Origin of the sequence: Rodentibacter caecimuris (assembly GCF_001019715.1) — a bacterium.
Taxonomy (GTDB): Bacteria; Pseudomonadota; Gammaproteobacteria; order Enterobacterales; family Pasteurellaceae; genus Rodentibacter; species Rodentibacter caecimuris.
Genome location: NZ_BBXJ01000001.1, coordinates 1,901,090 through 1,914,854, shown reverse-complemented (window position 1 = coordinate 1,914,854; position 13,765 = coordinate 1,901,090). Strand labels below are relative to the sequence as shown.

Annotated in this window: 13 protein-coding genes; 11 read left to right on the top strand and 2 right to left on the bottom strand. The window is 41.6% G+C overall.

The genetic code is table 11. The features are described from left to right. The first annotated feature begins 21 nt into the window (after positions 1 to 21). The gene (locus PNEUHYL_RS09350) at positions 22 to 1,500 is read left to right on the top strand and encodes an aldehyde dehydrogenase family protein (RefSeq protein WP_059367541.1); all 1,479 of its coding nucleotides are present in this window, start codon (positions 22 to 24) and stop codon (positions 1,498 to 1,500) included. A 105-nt stretch (positions 1,501 to 1,605) separates the two neighbouring features. Here the strand turns inward: PNEUHYL_RS09350 and PNEUHYL_RS09345 are convergent, their stop codons facing one another. Further along, positions 1,606 to 2,136, bottom strand: coding sequence for an inorganic diphosphatase (locus PNEUHYL_RS09345; RefSeq protein WP_005695476.1), 531 nt, complete (start codon positions 2,134 to 2,136; stop codon positions 1,606 to 1,608). A gap of 176 nt (positions 2,137 to 2,312) precedes the next feature. Here PNEUHYL_RS09345 and PNEUHYL_RS09340 point away from each other — a divergent pair, with 176 nt between their 5' ends. The 10 genes from PNEUHYL_RS09340 to lipA all read left to right on the top strand — a co-directional run bounded on the left by PNEUHYL_RS09340 (position 2,313) and on the right by lipA (position 12,005). Next, a complete protein-coding gene (locus tag PNEUHYL_RS09340; RefSeq protein ID WP_059367538.1) occupies positions 2,313 to 3,629 on the top strand; it encodes an NCS2 family permease in 1,317 nt (438 codons plus the stop codon). 304 nt (positions 3,630 to 3,933) lie between these two features. Then, positions 3,934 to 4,242: a ribosome silencing factor gene (rsfS, locus tag PNEUHYL_RS09335; RefSeq protein ID WP_059367536.1), complete on the top strand. Its 309-nt coding sequence runs from the start codon at positions 3,934 to 3,936 to the stop codon at positions 4,240 to 4,242. Positions 4,243 to 4,294: 52 nt separating this feature from the next. Then, a complete protein-coding gene (rlmH, locus tag PNEUHYL_RS09330; protein WP_059367533.1) occupies positions 4,295 to 4,762 on the top strand; it encodes a 23S rRNA (pseudouridine(1915)-N(3))-methyltransferase RlmH in 468 nt (155 codons plus the stop codon). Positions 4,763 to 4,780: 18 nt separating this feature from the next. Next, positions 4,781 to 6,736 carry a penicillin-binding protein 2 gene (mrdA, locus tag PNEUHYL_RS09325; RefSeq protein WP_059367528.1) on the top strand — a complete coding sequence of 652 codons (1,956 nt, stop codon included), beginning with the start codon at positions 4,781 to 4,783 and terminating at the stop codon, positions 6,734 to 6,736. Continuing rightward, positions 6,736 to 7,851 carry a rod shape-determining protein RodA gene (rodA, locus tag PNEUHYL_RS09320; RefSeq protein WP_059367525.1) on the top strand — a complete coding sequence of 372 codons (1,116 nt, stop codon included), beginning with the start codon at positions 6,736 to 6,738 and terminating at the stop codon, positions 7,849 to 7,851. The genes mrdA and rodA overlap by 1 nt, the downstream gene beginning before the upstream one ends. Positions 7,852 to 7,902: 51 nt before the next feature. Further along, complete coding sequence (locus tag PNEUHYL_RS09315) at positions 7,903 to 8,760, top strand: septal ring lytic transglycosylase RlpA family protein (RefSeq protein ID WP_059367520.1); 858 nt, start codon at positions 7,903 to 7,905, stop codon at positions 8,758 to 8,760. Positions 8,761 to 8,781: 21 nt separating this feature from the next. Continuing rightward, positions 8,782 to 9,966: a serine hydrolase gene (locus PNEUHYL_RS09310; protein WP_059367514.1), complete on the top strand. Its 1,185-nt coding sequence runs from the start codon at positions 8,782 to 8,784 to the stop codon at positions 9,964 to 9,966. A gap of 109 nt (positions 9,967 to 10,075) precedes the next feature. Then, the gene (gene ybeD, locus PNEUHYL_RS09305) at positions 10,076 to 10,354 is read left to right on the top strand and encodes a DUF493 family protein YbeD (protein ID WP_059367510.1); all 279 of its coding nucleotides are present in this window, start codon (positions 10,076 to 10,078) and stop codon (positions 10,352 to 10,354) included. A gap of 1 nt (position 10,355) precedes the next feature. After that, entirely contained in the window at positions 10,356 to 10,997 is a 642-nt protein-coding gene (gene lipB / locus PNEUHYL_RS09300) for a lipoyl(octanoyl) transferase LipB (protein WP_059367501.1), read from the top strand. A 45-nt stretch (positions 10,998 to 11,042) separates the two neighbouring features. Beyond that, on the top strand, positions 11,043 to 12,005 hold the full coding sequence (gene lipA, locus PNEUHYL_RS09295; protein ID WP_059367499.1) for a lipoyl synthase: 963 nt from the start codon (positions 11,043 to 11,045) through the stop codon (positions 12,003 to 12,005). A gap of 77 nt (positions 12,006 to 12,082) precedes the next feature. Here lipA and PNEUHYL_RS09290 read toward each other — a convergent pair whose 3' ends face one another. Next, positions 12,083 to 13,738 (bottom strand): putative transporter, encoded by a 1,656-nt coding sequence (locus PNEUHYL_RS09290; RefSeq protein WP_059367497.1) that lies wholly within the window; start codon positions 13,736 to 13,738, stop codon positions 12,083 to 12,085. Positions 13,739 to 13,765: the final 27 nt, after the last annotated feature.

The following is a 13,765-nucleotide window of genomic DNA, read 5'->3' as shown; positions in this document are numbered from 1 at the left end:
TGACAATTAAAGGAGTAGCATATGGCAAAAAATCTAAATGTTTTTGATCCAGAATATGGTTTATTAATTAACGGTGAATGGAAAATGGGTGGCACACTACTTGCCTCTTATAATCCTGCAAACGGGGAAGCGCTTGCGAAATTTGTTGATGCTACGGATGCAGATGTTGATGCGGCCGTTATGGCGGCACAACAAGCGTTTAAAACTTGGCGAAACACGACGGTCACCGAACGGGCGGCGATATTAAATAAAATTGCCGATGTTATTGATGAAAATGCCGAGTTATTCGCTTTACAAGAAACTTTGGATAACGGCAAACCAATTAGAGAAACGAGAGCTGCAGATATTCCTTTAGCGGCGGATCATTTTCGTTATTTTGCCGGTGTGATTCGTGCGGAAGAAGGTTCGGCAAATCAACTGGATAGTGAAGATTTATCGTTGGTATTACGTGAACCGATTGGTGTGGTTGGACAAATTATTCCGTGGAATTTTCCATTTTTAATGGCTGCGTGGAAAATCGCACCTGCATTGGCAGCAGGCTGTACTATCGTTATTCATCCGTCTAGTGCGACTTCATTGAGTCTGTTATCTCTCGCTCAAAAAATTAATTATTTGTTACCAAAAGGCGTGCTAAATATCATTACCGGACGAGGCAGTAAATCCGGAGAATATATGTTGCATCACAAAGGATTTAATAAATTAGCGTTCACCGGTTCCACTGCTATTGGACGTAATGTTGCTGTTGCCGCAGCAGAAATGTTAATCCCTGCAACTCTTGAGTTAGGTGGTAAATCCGCCAATATTTTCTTTGATGATATGCCGTTTGATAAAGCATTAGAGGGTGCGCAAAAAGGTATTTTATTTAATCAAGGCCAAGTTTGTTGTGCCGGTTCTAGAATTTTTGTTCAAGAAGGCATTTATGATAAGTTCGTCGCCGAATTAGCCGAAGAATTTAAAAAAGTAAAAGTTGGTTTGCCTTGGGAAGACGATACCCAGATGGGCGCGCAAGTCAATGGCGGTCAATTAGAGACGATTTTAAACTATGTCAAAATTGGAGAACAGGAAGGCTGCCGCATTATTACCGGAGGGAAACGCTTACAGGAGGCCGGTTTAGATAAAGGCGAATTTGTAGCCCCAACATTGATTGAAGCTCCGAATAATCAAGCGCAAATTGCACAGGAAGAAATTTTTGGACCTGTTGCAACCGTCATTAAATTTAAAACCGAAGAAGAGGTTATAAAAATGGCAAATGACAGCGAATACGGTTTAGGTGGCGGTATATGGAGTCAAAATATCAATCGTTGTTTGCGTGTTTCTCGTGCACTTGAAACAGGACGGGTTTGGGTGAACTGTTATAACCGCTTACCGGCAGGCACACCGTTCGGGGGATATAAACAATCCGGTATCGGTCGAGAAACCCATAAAATGATGCTTGATGCTTATACTCAAGTAAAAAATATTTATATCAGCACGCGTGAAGAGCGTGAAGGGATGTATTAATCGCCATAAAGAAGAGGCAGCCGATAAGCTGCCTCAACAGATAGTAATTTTAGGACTGATTCCAATAATTTCTTGGCGTTAGTCCTTTAATATGCCTATGGGAAATTAGCGTTCATTCCAACGTTTGATTGATTCGCGAATTACTTCTTTCGCCTCTTCAACATCACCCCAGTGTGTCACTTTTGTACTACCCGGTTTTTTCAACGCTTTATAATTGTTGAAATGGAATTCAATTTGTTTGATTAATTGAGCCGGCACATCCGCAAGGCTATTGTAAGCGTTGCCGGTATCGCGATCATCTGCCGGTACACAGACAATTTTATCGTCCACTTCACCGTCATCCACGAATTTCATCACTCCAATTACTTTAGCTTCAAGGAATACACCGGTTGCCAGCGGTTGGCGGGTCAGTAATAACACATCCAGTTCGTCGCCGTCTTCATCTAATGTTTGTGGAATAAAACCATAGTTAGTCGGTTTTGCAAAAATTGCCGGTTCGACACGATCTAATTGGAATGCCGCGACTTTACGGTTCCATTCGATTTTGTGGCAACTGCCTTCTGGAATTTCATTTACAACGTTGATAATCCCTGCATCAACATCACCCGGAGTTAAGATTTGATTAAAATCAGCCATTGTCTTTCCTTATTTAATAGAATTAAAAACGGCGGAAGTATAGCAGTTTTTAGATGATTTTGTCGCTCTAAATTTTCATTCAAAAACGACCGCACTTTACTCACGCAAACGTTTACATATTATATTCTTTCGGTAGAATAGCGCCCTTTCATCCTGACTTATTTTTTAGAGGCAACATGTCTAATTTAGAAAAAATCTTTGAACTACAAAAACGTGGTTCAACTATTCGCCAAGAAATTATTGCGGGTTTAACCACATTTCTTGCTATGGTGTATTCTGTGATTGTGGTACCCAATATGCTCGGTGCTGCCGGTTTTCCCGCTGAATCCGTATTTATTGCCACTTGCTTAGTGGCGGGTTTAGGATCGATTTTAATCGGCTTATGGGCAAATGCACCAATGGCGATTGGCTGTGCTATTTCACTCACAGCCTTTACCGCATTTAGTTTGGTGATTGGTCAAGGTGTTTCTATTCCGGTTGCTTTGGGGGCGGTATTCCTAATGGGGGTAGCCTTTACTCTCATTTCAGCGACGGGGATTCGTGCTTGGATTCTACGTAATCTTCCTGCCAGTATCGCTCATGGTGCAGGGATCGGTATCGGTTTATTCTTACTTTTAATTGCGGCAAATGGCGTAGAATTGGTCGTGAGTAATCAGGCAGGTTTACCGGTGAAATTAGGCAATTTCACCTCATTTCCGGTCATGATGTCATTAATTGGTTTGGCATTTATCGTTGGCTTAGAAAAAATGCAAGTGAAAGGCGGGATCTTATGGGTGATCATTGCTATTACTATCATTGGTTTAATTTTTGACCCAAACGTAAAATTTAATGGTGAAGTCTTCAAAATGCCTACTTTTGGTGAAAATTCTTTATTTTTACAATTAGATTTACAGGGGGTATTACAACCGGCTATTTTACCTGTTGTTTTTGCTTTAGTGATGACCGCTGTATTTGATGCGACCGGTACAATACGTGCTGTTGCAGGACAAGCCGATTTATTAGATAAAGACGGGCAAATCATCAATGGGGGGAAAGCCTTAACTTCCGATTCCGTCAGCAGTTTATTCTCAGGGCTATTTGGTACGGCACCGGCAGCGGTCTATATTGAATCGGCAGCCGGTACCGCAGCAGGTGGTAAAACCGGGATCACCGCTATTGTAGTCGGGGTGTTATTTTTATTAATGCTTTTCTTCCAACCTCTCGCTTTCTTGGTTCCCACTTATGCCACCGCTCCGGCACTAATGTATGTCGGATTATTAATGCTAAGCAATGTAAGCAAATTAGATTTTGATGATTTTGTCGGGGCGATGAGCGGGTTAATTTGTGCCGTATTCATTGTACTCACTGCCAACATTGTTACCGGCATTATGCTTGGTTTTGCCGCATTAGTGATTGGTCGTATCGTAAGTGGCGATATTAAACGTTTAAATCTCGGTACGGTACTTATTGCTATTGCGTTGGTTGTCTTCTATGCCGGCGGATGGGCAATTTAACTTTCTTATCTAAAAAATAACGAATTTTATGACCGCACTTGGTAAAGTGCGGTTATTTTTTTATGTGTTTTCACCCAACATTATGTCGCAGTGGCACAAAACCGACATTTTAGTGGGGGGGGAGGAGATATGTAATAGTCTCTAAGACGTGTGCCATACATACCTGCATTTTGTATTAATTTTTTATTTTAAGTGTTTGTTGGATAATACCGTTTTCATCTTTATCCGATTTTTTCTTTCCTCTGCCTAGTCCTTCCTCTCATTCAATGGTAGAATTTTACGTTTTTATTAGTAAGGAAAAATAATGACGTTAGTTGAATTTGTAATGGATAAATTGGACGATTTAAAAGGTACGGATATTGTGCATTTTGATGTGCGGGGAAAATCTTCCATCACAGAAAATATGGTAATTTGCACCGGTACGTCAAGTCGTCAGGTTTCTGCAATGGCAGATAATTTAATTGCAGAATGTAAGAAAGCCGGAGTTGAAACCTTTGGTGAAGAGGGTAAAAATACGGCAGATTGGATCGTGGTGGATTTAGGTCAAACTATCGTTCATATTATGCAACACGATGCACGTGAGATGTATCAATTAGAGAAACTTTGGGCGTAAAGTGCGGTCATTTTCCTGTGAGACGTATCTTGCTTGATAAAGAGGAGTACTCGTGAAAATCACATTAATTGCAGTAGGGACAAAAATGCCCGCTTGGGTGATTAACGGATTTGAAGAATACCAACGCCGTTTTCCTAAAGAAATGCCCTTTGAATTAATTGAAATTCCGGCCGGAAAGCGGGGGAAAAATGCGGATATTAAACGTATTTTAGAGCAAGAGGGAAAGGCAATGTTGGTGGCTTGTGGAAAAAGCAAAATCGTTACCCTTGATATTCCCGGTAAACCTTGGACGACACCGCAACTCGCCGAGCAATTAGAAGCTTGGAAAAATGACGGACGGGATGTGTGTTTATTAATTGGCGGGCCGGAAGGACTTTCATCGGAATGTAAAGCCGCAGCAGAGCAGAGTTGGTCGCTTTCGCCTCTCACTTTGCCCCATCCGTTAGTACGTATTGTGGTGGCGGAAAGTTTATATCGAGCTTGGTCGCTGACAACGAATCATCCTTACCATCGTGAGTAAAAGTGCGGTCAATTTTAGATGAATTTAAAGAAATTTTTCGCAGTCCCGACACATGAACCGATTCGTGATAAAAAAGCGGAGCGGAATCTGTTTGCCCGCCGAACATTGGTGGCGTTTATTGGTATTCTTGCGCTCACCGGTGTGCTATTTACCAATATCTATCATCTTCAAGTGATCAATTTTGATACTTATCAAACACGCTCTAATGGCAATCGAATTAAACTCCTGCCTGTCCCGCCAACCCGTGGATTAATTTATGATCGCTACGGTGAATTGCTGGCTGAAAATCTGACTTTTTTCGGTTTATACATTGTGCCGGAAAAAACTGAAAATTTAGACCGCACTTTTGAGGCACTCCGTTATGTTGTCGGTTTAACCGATGAAGATATTGAGAATTTCAAAAAAGAACGCCGCCGTGGCACACGTTATACATCTGTTATGCTCAAACCTAATTTAACGGAAGAGCAAATTGCCCGTTTTGCGGTAAACCAATATCAATTCCCAAGCCTTGAGGTACGCCCTTATTTTAAACGTAATTATTTATATGGCGATATGATGGCGCATATTCTCGGTTATGTGGGTAAAATTAACGATAAAGATGTTGAAAAACTAAAAAAAGACGAGAAATTTGCCAATTATGCCGGCTCTCATGATATGGGAAAATTAGGCATTGAGCGTTATTACGAAGATCAATTACACGGCACAACAGGCTTTGAAGAAGTGGAAATTAATAATCGTGGGAAAGTGATCCGTAAATTACGTGAACAACCTGCGGTGGCCGGTAAAAGTATTCATCTCACTATCGATCTTGCCTTTCAACGCTATATTACGGATTTGCTTGCCGGACAAACCGGTGCGGTGGTTGTGCTTGATCCGAAAGATAGCAGCGTGCTGGCAATGGTTTCTACGCCGAGTTATGACAATAATTTATTTGTGGACGGAATTTCCACTGCCAATTATAAAGCGTTATTGGAAGATCCCGCTCGCCCGCTTTACAGCCGTGCGACACAAGGAATTTACCCGCCCGCCTCAACAGTGAAGCCGTTTATTGCGGTGGCGGCACAAACGGAAAATGTAGTTAATCAAAACACTACAATTTTTGATCCGGGGTATTGGATGTTGCCAAATACGACAAAACGTTTTCGTGACTGGAAAAAAACAGGGCACGGCTACACCGACTTAAATAAGGCGATTACAGAATCTTCCGATACTTACTTTTATCAAGTGGCTTATAACCTAGGGATAGATCGTTTATCATCGTGGATGAAACGTTTTGGTTTCGGAATGCCGACAGGAATTGAGATAAACGAAGAGGCCTCAGCCAATATGCCGACTCGGGAGTGGAAACAAAAACGCTATAAACGTCAATGGGTACAAGGGGATACGATTTCTGTGGGGATTGGTCAGGGGTATTGGACATCCACGCCGTTACAAGTGGCAAAAGCGACCGCTGTTTTGGTGAATAACGGCAAAGTAAATACCCCTCATTTAATGAAATCTATTGAGGGCGCAACGGTTGAACCTTATCAAGATCCACGGCTTTATGAAGATATTACCGAGCCGAAACAAGCCTATTGGGACGCGGCAAAGCGGGGCATGTTTAATGTGGTGAATTCCGCTGCCGGAACAGGGCGAAAGGCTTTTAGCGGTGCAAACTACCACGTTGCCGGAAAATCCGGTACGGCGCAAGTATTCAGCTTAAAAGAAAACCAAAAGTATAATGCGGCGGATTTAAAAAAAGAGCTTCATGATCACGCTTGGTTTACCGCTTATGCCCCTTATGAAAACCCTAGAATGGTAGTCGCGATTATTTTAGAAAATGCCGGCGGCGGTTCAAGTAATGCTGCACCGGTTGTGCGTAAAATTATGGATTATTACTTAAATAAACGTTTACCGGAAATAGAACGAAAAGAAAATGCGGATAAGCCTCAAGCGGTTAATAACACCTCATTAATGGAAAACGGAGCGGAATAATGGAAGAAAAAACACCAATTTGGCTTCGTTTATGGAAGCCGTTACATTTGGATTTTTGGTTATTACTGGGGCTAATTGCTATTAGCGGTTACGGTATGTTGGTGCTTTATAGTGCCTCGGGCGGCAGTGAAATCATGTTTAGAAATCGTATTATTCAGGTCTTCCTTGGGTTTACGGTGATGTTAGTGATGGCTCAACTTCCGCCTAAATTTTATCAGCGGATAGCGCCTTATCTTTATTTAATCGGTTTAATATTGCTAATTTTGGTGGATGCGATTGGGACAACCAGTAAAGGCGCACAACGCTGGTTGGATCTTGGTTTTATTCGTTTCCAACCTTCCGAGATTGTGAAACTGGCGGTGCCTTTAATGGTGGCGGTTTATTTAGGCAACCGCCCGCTTCCGCCAAAATTAAGCGAAACCTTTATTGCAATAGCGATGATTATTGTGCCGACGTTGTTGGTAGCAATCCAGCCTGATCTTGGCACCTCAATTTTAGTGAGTGCCTCAGGCTTATTCGTTGTTTTTCTTGCGGGGATGAATTGGTGGTTGATTCTTGCCGCTGTCGTCGGATTGGCTGGCTTTATTCCGATTATGTGGCTTTACTTAATGCACGATTATCAGCGTACCCGGGTTCTAACCCTGCTCGATCCGGAAAAAGACCCGCTCGGGGCGGGGTATCATATTTTGCAATCGAAAATTGCTATCGGTTCGGGGGGGATCTGGGGAAAAGGTTGGATGCAAGGCACCCAATCCCAACTTGAATTTCTGCCTGAACCTCATACCGATTTTATTTTTGCCGTGATGAGTGAAGAACACGGCATGGTGGGTTTTGGTATTTTAATTGCGATTTATATGTTTATCATCGTTCGTGGTTTAATGATTGCCGTTAATGCACAAACCTCTTTTGGGAGAATTTTAGCGGGGGCGACGACGTTAATTTTTTTCGTGTATTTATTCGTCAATATTGGTATGGTGAGCGGTATTTTGCCGGTGGTGGGAGTGCCATTGCCATTATTTAGTTATGGCGGCACTTCTTATGTGGCGATTATGGCAAGTTTTGGATTAATTATGTCAATCCACACCCACCGCACAAGGTTTATCAATGGGAACTAATTGGCATTTTAGTTTTCTTACATACAGCTTATTTATTGGAAACTTCATGTTATGAAATTCAAAATGCTTGTAAAAGCGACCGCACTTATGCTTATTACGGCTTTCACCGTTTTACCGGTTCAAGCGCAGAATGATCCCTTGAAACAATATGGGATTAAAGGGGCAAATCTAACTCGTACAACATCGATTAAGTCACCAAAAAGTTATACGGTGAACGGGAAAACTTATACTACGCACAATGCTAATAGTGCCAAAGAATATTCAAAAAATGGAATAGCAAGCTATTATCATAGTAAATTTCATGGGCGCCGTACTTCTAGTGGAGAGCCTTATAATGCCAATCTCTACACGGCAGCACATAAAACCTTGCCACTCAATTCTTATGCCTTAGTTACTAATTTACGCAATAATAGGAAAACCATTGTGCGTATTAACGATCGCGGCCCTTTTAGTCGGGAGCGCATTATTGATCTTTCCTATACTGCGGCGAAGGAAATCGGTTTAATTGCCCGTGGTGTCGGGCAGGTGAAGGTTGAGGCATTACATGTGGCGGCAAATGGCAAGATTTCTGGTGCAGGAACAAAAACGCTTGCCAAACATGCGAGGACTCAAGCCGCTTCAGAGCGACTTGCCATAGCTAATATTGAAAAAAAACTCGTAAATAGGCAAAATCTATCAAAAGAACGCTATAAACTAAAAATGTTGGATTTCCACAGTGAAAATCAAGCCACCGCTATTGTTAATCGTTTGGCACTTGATAATATCAATTCACAAGTAAATCATCGAGACGGTCGGTACGAAATTCATTTTGGGCCGATAGAAGACAAACAAATGATTACACAATTAAAAATGAAATTACAAAAAATGGCTAGTGGAAATCCATTGATCGTTTATACTTACAAAAATTAAGATGTCACTAAAGGAAATTCAATGTTAAAGATAAGTACTAAATTAACAAAGACAGTATTTTTTTCAGGGATTATAGCGCTATCTTCTGCTGTTTCGGCTCAGGATATGCAATACGGTATTAGCCCACCGGAAGTGAATGCACAAACCTATATTTTGATGGATTATCACTCGGGAGCGGTACTTGCGTCGTTAAATCCCGATCAACGCCAATATCCCGCCTCCTTAACGAAAATGATGACGAGCTATGTGGTAGGGCAAGCGTTAAAACAGGGCAAAATCCATAATTCCGATATGGTGACCATTGGTGAAAGTGCCTGGGGACGTAATTTTCCTGATTCGTCAAAAATGTTTTTAAACTTAAATCAGCAGGTTTCCGTTGCCGATCTAAATAAAGGCGTGATTATTGTTTCCGGTAACGATGCTTGTGTGGCATTGGCAGAACATATTTCCGGTACGGTATTAAATTTTGTGGATACCATGAATAAATATGTCCAACAATTCGGGTTAAAAAATACAAATTTCACGACACCGCACGGTTTAGATGATCCAAACCAATACTCCAGTGCGCGGGATATGGCGCTTATCGGCGCGTATATTATTCGAGATCTGCCGGAAGAATATAAAATTTACGCGGAAAAAGAATTCACCTTTAATAAGATCAAACAACCTAACCGTAACGGTCTATTGTGGGATAAAACTATGAAGGTGGACGGTATGAAAACTGGCCATACCAGCCAAGCCGGTTATAACCTCGTGGCTTCAGCAACGAATCCGAGTAATATGCGTTTGATCTCAGTTGTAATGGGCGTTTCAACTTATAAGGGACGTGAAGTTGAGAGTAGAAAGCTATTGCAATGGGGTTTCGCAAATTTTGAAACGTTAAAAACCCTTGAAGCGAATAAAGAAATTTCGGAGCAACCGGTTTATTACGGTGATGAAAGCAGCGTGAAATTAGGCGTGTTGCAAGATAGTTTTATTACCGTGCCAAAAGGCAAACAAGCCGAATTAAAAGCCCGTTACGAGTTGGATAATAAATACTTACAGGCTCCTTTGGCAAAAGGTCAGGTGGTCGGTAAAGTGATTTATCAGCTTGACGGTAAAGATGTTGCGGTAGTTAATTTACAAGCAATGCAAGACGTTAAAGAAGGCGGATTTTTCGGCAATGCTTGGGATTGGTTGGTGTTAACGATAAAAAGTCTTTTCTAAAATCTCTTGAATTTTAACCGCACTTCCCCATTTTACAAGGGAACCCTATTACCTCAAACCGGGCAGATTTAAGATCTGCCCTTTATCTCACTCAAAATAGAGAAAAATTATGGCAACGGAACAAGATTACGAAAAATTGAAAGAATTAATGGAATTTCCTGCTGCAATGACTTTTAAAGTCGCCGGTATAAACCGTGAAGATTTAGCACAGGATTTAATTTCTGTCGTACAAAAATATATCCCGGGGGATTATATTCCTAAAGAAAAACGCAGTAGTAAAGGAACATACAATTCTGTTTCTATTGATGTGATTGCACAGAATTTTGAGCAAGTCGAAACTCTCTATAAAGAACTCGCTAAAGTTGAAGGCGTGAAAATGGTTATTTAGTATGGCGACACTACCACTTATCGTACGCCAACTTGGTTTACAGGATTATCAAGAGACTTGGCATAAAATGCAAAGTTTTACGGACAGTCGCAATGCTGAAACCACAGATGAGATCTGGTTGGTAGAACATCCTTCAGTATTTACCCAAGGGCAAGCGGGAAAACCGGAACATTTGTTGCAAAGTTCTAATATCCCCGTTGTGCAATCCGATCGTGGCGGGCAAATTACGTATCATGGGTCAGGTCAGCAAATTATGTATGTGTTGATTGATATTCGTCGCCATCAAGACCTAAATGTTCGTCAATTAGTGACCGCACTTGAGCAGGCGGTGGTAAAAACTTTAGCGGATTACGGTATTGAAGGATACCCTAAACCCGATGCACCGGGTGTCTATATTGACGGTAAGAAAATTTGTTCATTAGGATTGCGTATTCGTAAAGGTTGTTCTTTTCACGGATTGGCATTTAATATCAATATGGATTTAACGCCATTTAATTATATAAACCCTTGTGGCTATGCCGGTTTAGAAATGTGCCAACTTGCCGATTTTATCGCGAAAGAAGAGGCGACATTAGATAACGTCTCCCCCAAATTAATTAAACACTTTGCCGAACTTTTGGGCTATAATGCAACGAATTTTTAACAATAAAAAATGCCTAATTTAGGCATTTTTCTTTAGGAAAGAATCATGTCAACGCCATTTAAAATGGAACGGGGTGTCAAATATCGTGACGCAGCCAAAACTTCCATTATTCCTGTAAAAAATATTGATCCCAATCAAGAGTTACTGAAAAAACCGGAATGGATGAAAATCAAATTACCGGCAAGTTCACTGAAAATCGAAAATATTAAAAATGGTATGCGTCGTCATGGATTGCACTCGGTTTGTGAAGAGGCTTCTTGCCCGAATTTACATGAGTGTTTTAATCATGGTACCGCTACTTTTATGATTTTGGGGGCGATTTGTACCCGTCGTTGCCCGTTTTGTGATGTTGCACACGGAAAACCTTTACCGCCTGATCCGGAAGAACCGCGTAAACTCGCTGAAACTATTCAAGATATGAAATTGAAATATGTGGTGATTACATCCGTGGATCGGGATGATTTGCCGGATCGCGGTGCTGGGCATTTTGCAGACTGTGTAAAAGAAGTGAGAGCGTTGAATCCGGGAATTAAAATTGAAATTTTAGTACCGGATTTTCGTGGTCGTATCTCCCAAGCATTAGAAAAACTGAAAGAGAATCCACCGGATGTATTTAATCACAATTTAGAAAATGTACCGCGTCTGTACAAAGAAATTCGTCCGGGGGCGGATTATGAGTGGTCGCTAAAACTACTTCGTGAATTTAAGGATATGTTCCCGAATATCCCGACAAAATCGGGTTTGATGGTTGGTTTGGGTGAAACGAACGAAGAAATTTTAGAGGTTATGCAGGATCTACGTGATAACGGTGTGACAATGCTCACTTTAGGGCAGTATTTACAGCCAAGCCGTCATCATCTTCCGGTTGCACGTTATGTACCGCCGGCAGAATTTGATGAGTTCCGAGACAAAGCTAATGAGATGGGCTTTGAACACGTGGCTTGCGGCCCTTTTGTTCGTTCCTCTTATCATGCGGATCTCCAAGCCAGTGGCGGTTTAGTAAAATAAAAACGGCATCAAAAATGACCGCACTTTTACTGAGTAAAACGGGTTGCTTTTTAAAAGCAACCCATTTTTTTATCGGTCTAAGCCACCCAAAGCAATACCGCCAGTAGCTGCGGTGAAATAATCCTCAGGAACATTACTAACGGATAAACCGTCGCGTAAGAAAGTGAAGCGGCACCATTGTCTTCTTTGATTTCATTGGCGAAGGCTAGAGCAGGTGGATCCGTCATCGAACCGGCAAGTAGCCCGCAAATACTGAGATAATTAAGTTTGGCATATATGCGAGCTATCATCCCAACAATCATCAATGGGATGAAGGTAATAAACATGCCATATCCCATCCATTCAAGCCCAGCTCCATTGACCAACGTATCGACAAAATTACTGCCGGATTTTAAACCCACAACCGCAAGGAAAAGCACAATACCGATTTCACGTAAGGCAAGGTTCGCACTTGGCGGCATAAACCAGTAAAGTTTCCCTATGCTACCGACTCGGGCAAGAATCAATGCGATAACAAGCGGCCCTCCCGCCAAACCGAGTTTAAGAGCAACAGGGAAACCGGGGATATAAAAAGGGATAGAGCCGAGTAAAACCCCTAAGCCGACCCCAATAAATACGGGTAGCATTTGTACTTGTTGGAGTTTTTGTTGTGCATTGCCGATAACGGAAATGGCTTGATTTAGCACATCGGCATGCCCGACCATATGTAGCACATCGCCAAATTGCAGTGTGCTGTTACCACTTGGCACCAATTCCACACCTGCACGGTTTAAGCGTGAAATGACAACACCATATTTTTGGTGCACATGAAGCGTGCGGATTTTCTTACCCAATACTTTTTCATTGGTGACAACGACACGCTCGGCACGAATTTCTCCACTGTTGGAAAGGGGAGGCATATCCACTTCATCACCAATAATTAAGCGCATTTTTTTCAGTGCTTTTCCTTCACCGACTAAATGTAATATATCGTCAAGATGAATTTCAGTATTGGCTTTGGGAACGATCACGCTGTCTCCGCGTTTTAATCGCGAACAAACGACGTCTTCATCATCAAATCCCGGAATCTCGACTAAAGTGATACCCTGTAAATTTTGATTGCTTACTTTCACCGAAATAGTATGTAAATTTTCTTTATCGTGCCCATTTTCTTTGTTAAAACGATTTGCTTCGTCTTCAATTTTTATTTTAAAGAATAGACGAATCAACCACATAGCAAGCAAGATTCCACAAATTCCGAAAGGATATGCCATGGCGTACGCCATACCCATTGTTGCGGTAGCTTGTGACATACCTAATTCGCTCAAAACCAGCTGACCCGCCCCTAGAGAAGGGGTATTTGTTACTGCACCGGAATAAATGCCTAAAACAATATCCAACGGCACATTGGCGATTTTGTGTAAAACGAAAACAAAAAATGAACCGATGAATACGATTAAAATTGCGAGTATATTGAGTTTTAAACCGGATTCCCTCAGTGAGGAAAAAAAGCCTGGCCCCACCTGAATCCCAATGGCATAAACAAATAAAATTAAACCGAATTCCTGCACAAAATGCAGAATATCGACATTCAGTTGTAAGCCATATTGGCTGGTAAAATGCGAAACAATAATTCCGCCAAATAATACGCCGCCAATTCCTAAGCCGACACCTTTAATCTTCCAATGTCCAATCCATAGCCCGATAACTGCAGCAAGGGCTAGGAGACTAATCGTGATTGCAATCTCGCTCATGCTAACCTCATTAACTAAATCTAACTA

Coding starts and splice junctions, on each gene's coding strand:
- PNEUHYL_RS09290 (WP_059367497.1), bottom strand. CDS start 13,738: ATGAGCGAGATTGCAATCACGATTAGTCTCCTAGCCCTTGCTGCAGTT.
- ybeD (WP_059367510.1), top strand. CDS start 10,076: ATGGCAACGGAACAAGATTACGAAAAATTGAAAGAATTAATGGAATTT.
- rsfS (WP_059367536.1), top strand. CDS start 3,934: ATGACGTTAGTTGAATTTGTAATGGATAAATTGGACGATTTAAAAGGT.
- PNEUHYL_RS09310 (WP_059367514.1), top strand. CDS start 8,782: ATGTTAAAGATAAGTACTAAATTAACAAAGACAGTATTTTTTTCAGGG.
- PNEUHYL_RS09350 (WP_059367541.1), top strand. CDS start 22: ATGGCAAAAAATCTAAATGTTTTTGATCCAGAATATGGTTTATTAATT.
- PNEUHYL_RS09345 (WP_005695476.1), bottom strand. CDS start 2,136: ATGGCTGATTTTAATCAAATCTTAACTCCGGGTGATGTTGATGCAGGG.
- rodA (WP_059367525.1), top strand. CDS start 6,736: ATGGAAGAAAAAACACCAATTTGGCTTCGTTTATGGAAGCCGTTACAT.
- lipB (WP_059367501.1), top strand. CDS start 10,356: ATGGCGACACTACCACTTATCGTACGCCAACTTGGTTTACAGGATTAT.
- PNEUHYL_RS09340 (WP_059367538.1), top strand. CDS start 2,313: ATGTCTAATTTAGAAAAAATCTTTGAACTACAAAAACGTGGTTCAACT.
- lipA (WP_059367499.1), top strand. CDS start 11,043: ATGTCAACGCCATTTAAAATGGAACGGGGTGTCAAATATCGTGACGCA.
- PNEUHYL_RS09315 (WP_059367520.1), top strand. CDS start 7,903: ATGAAATTCAAAATGCTTGTAAAAGCGACCGCACTTATGCTTATTACG.
- mrdA (WP_059367528.1), top strand. CDS start 4,781: ATGAATTTAAAGAAATTTTTCGCAGTCCCGACACATGAACCGATTCGT.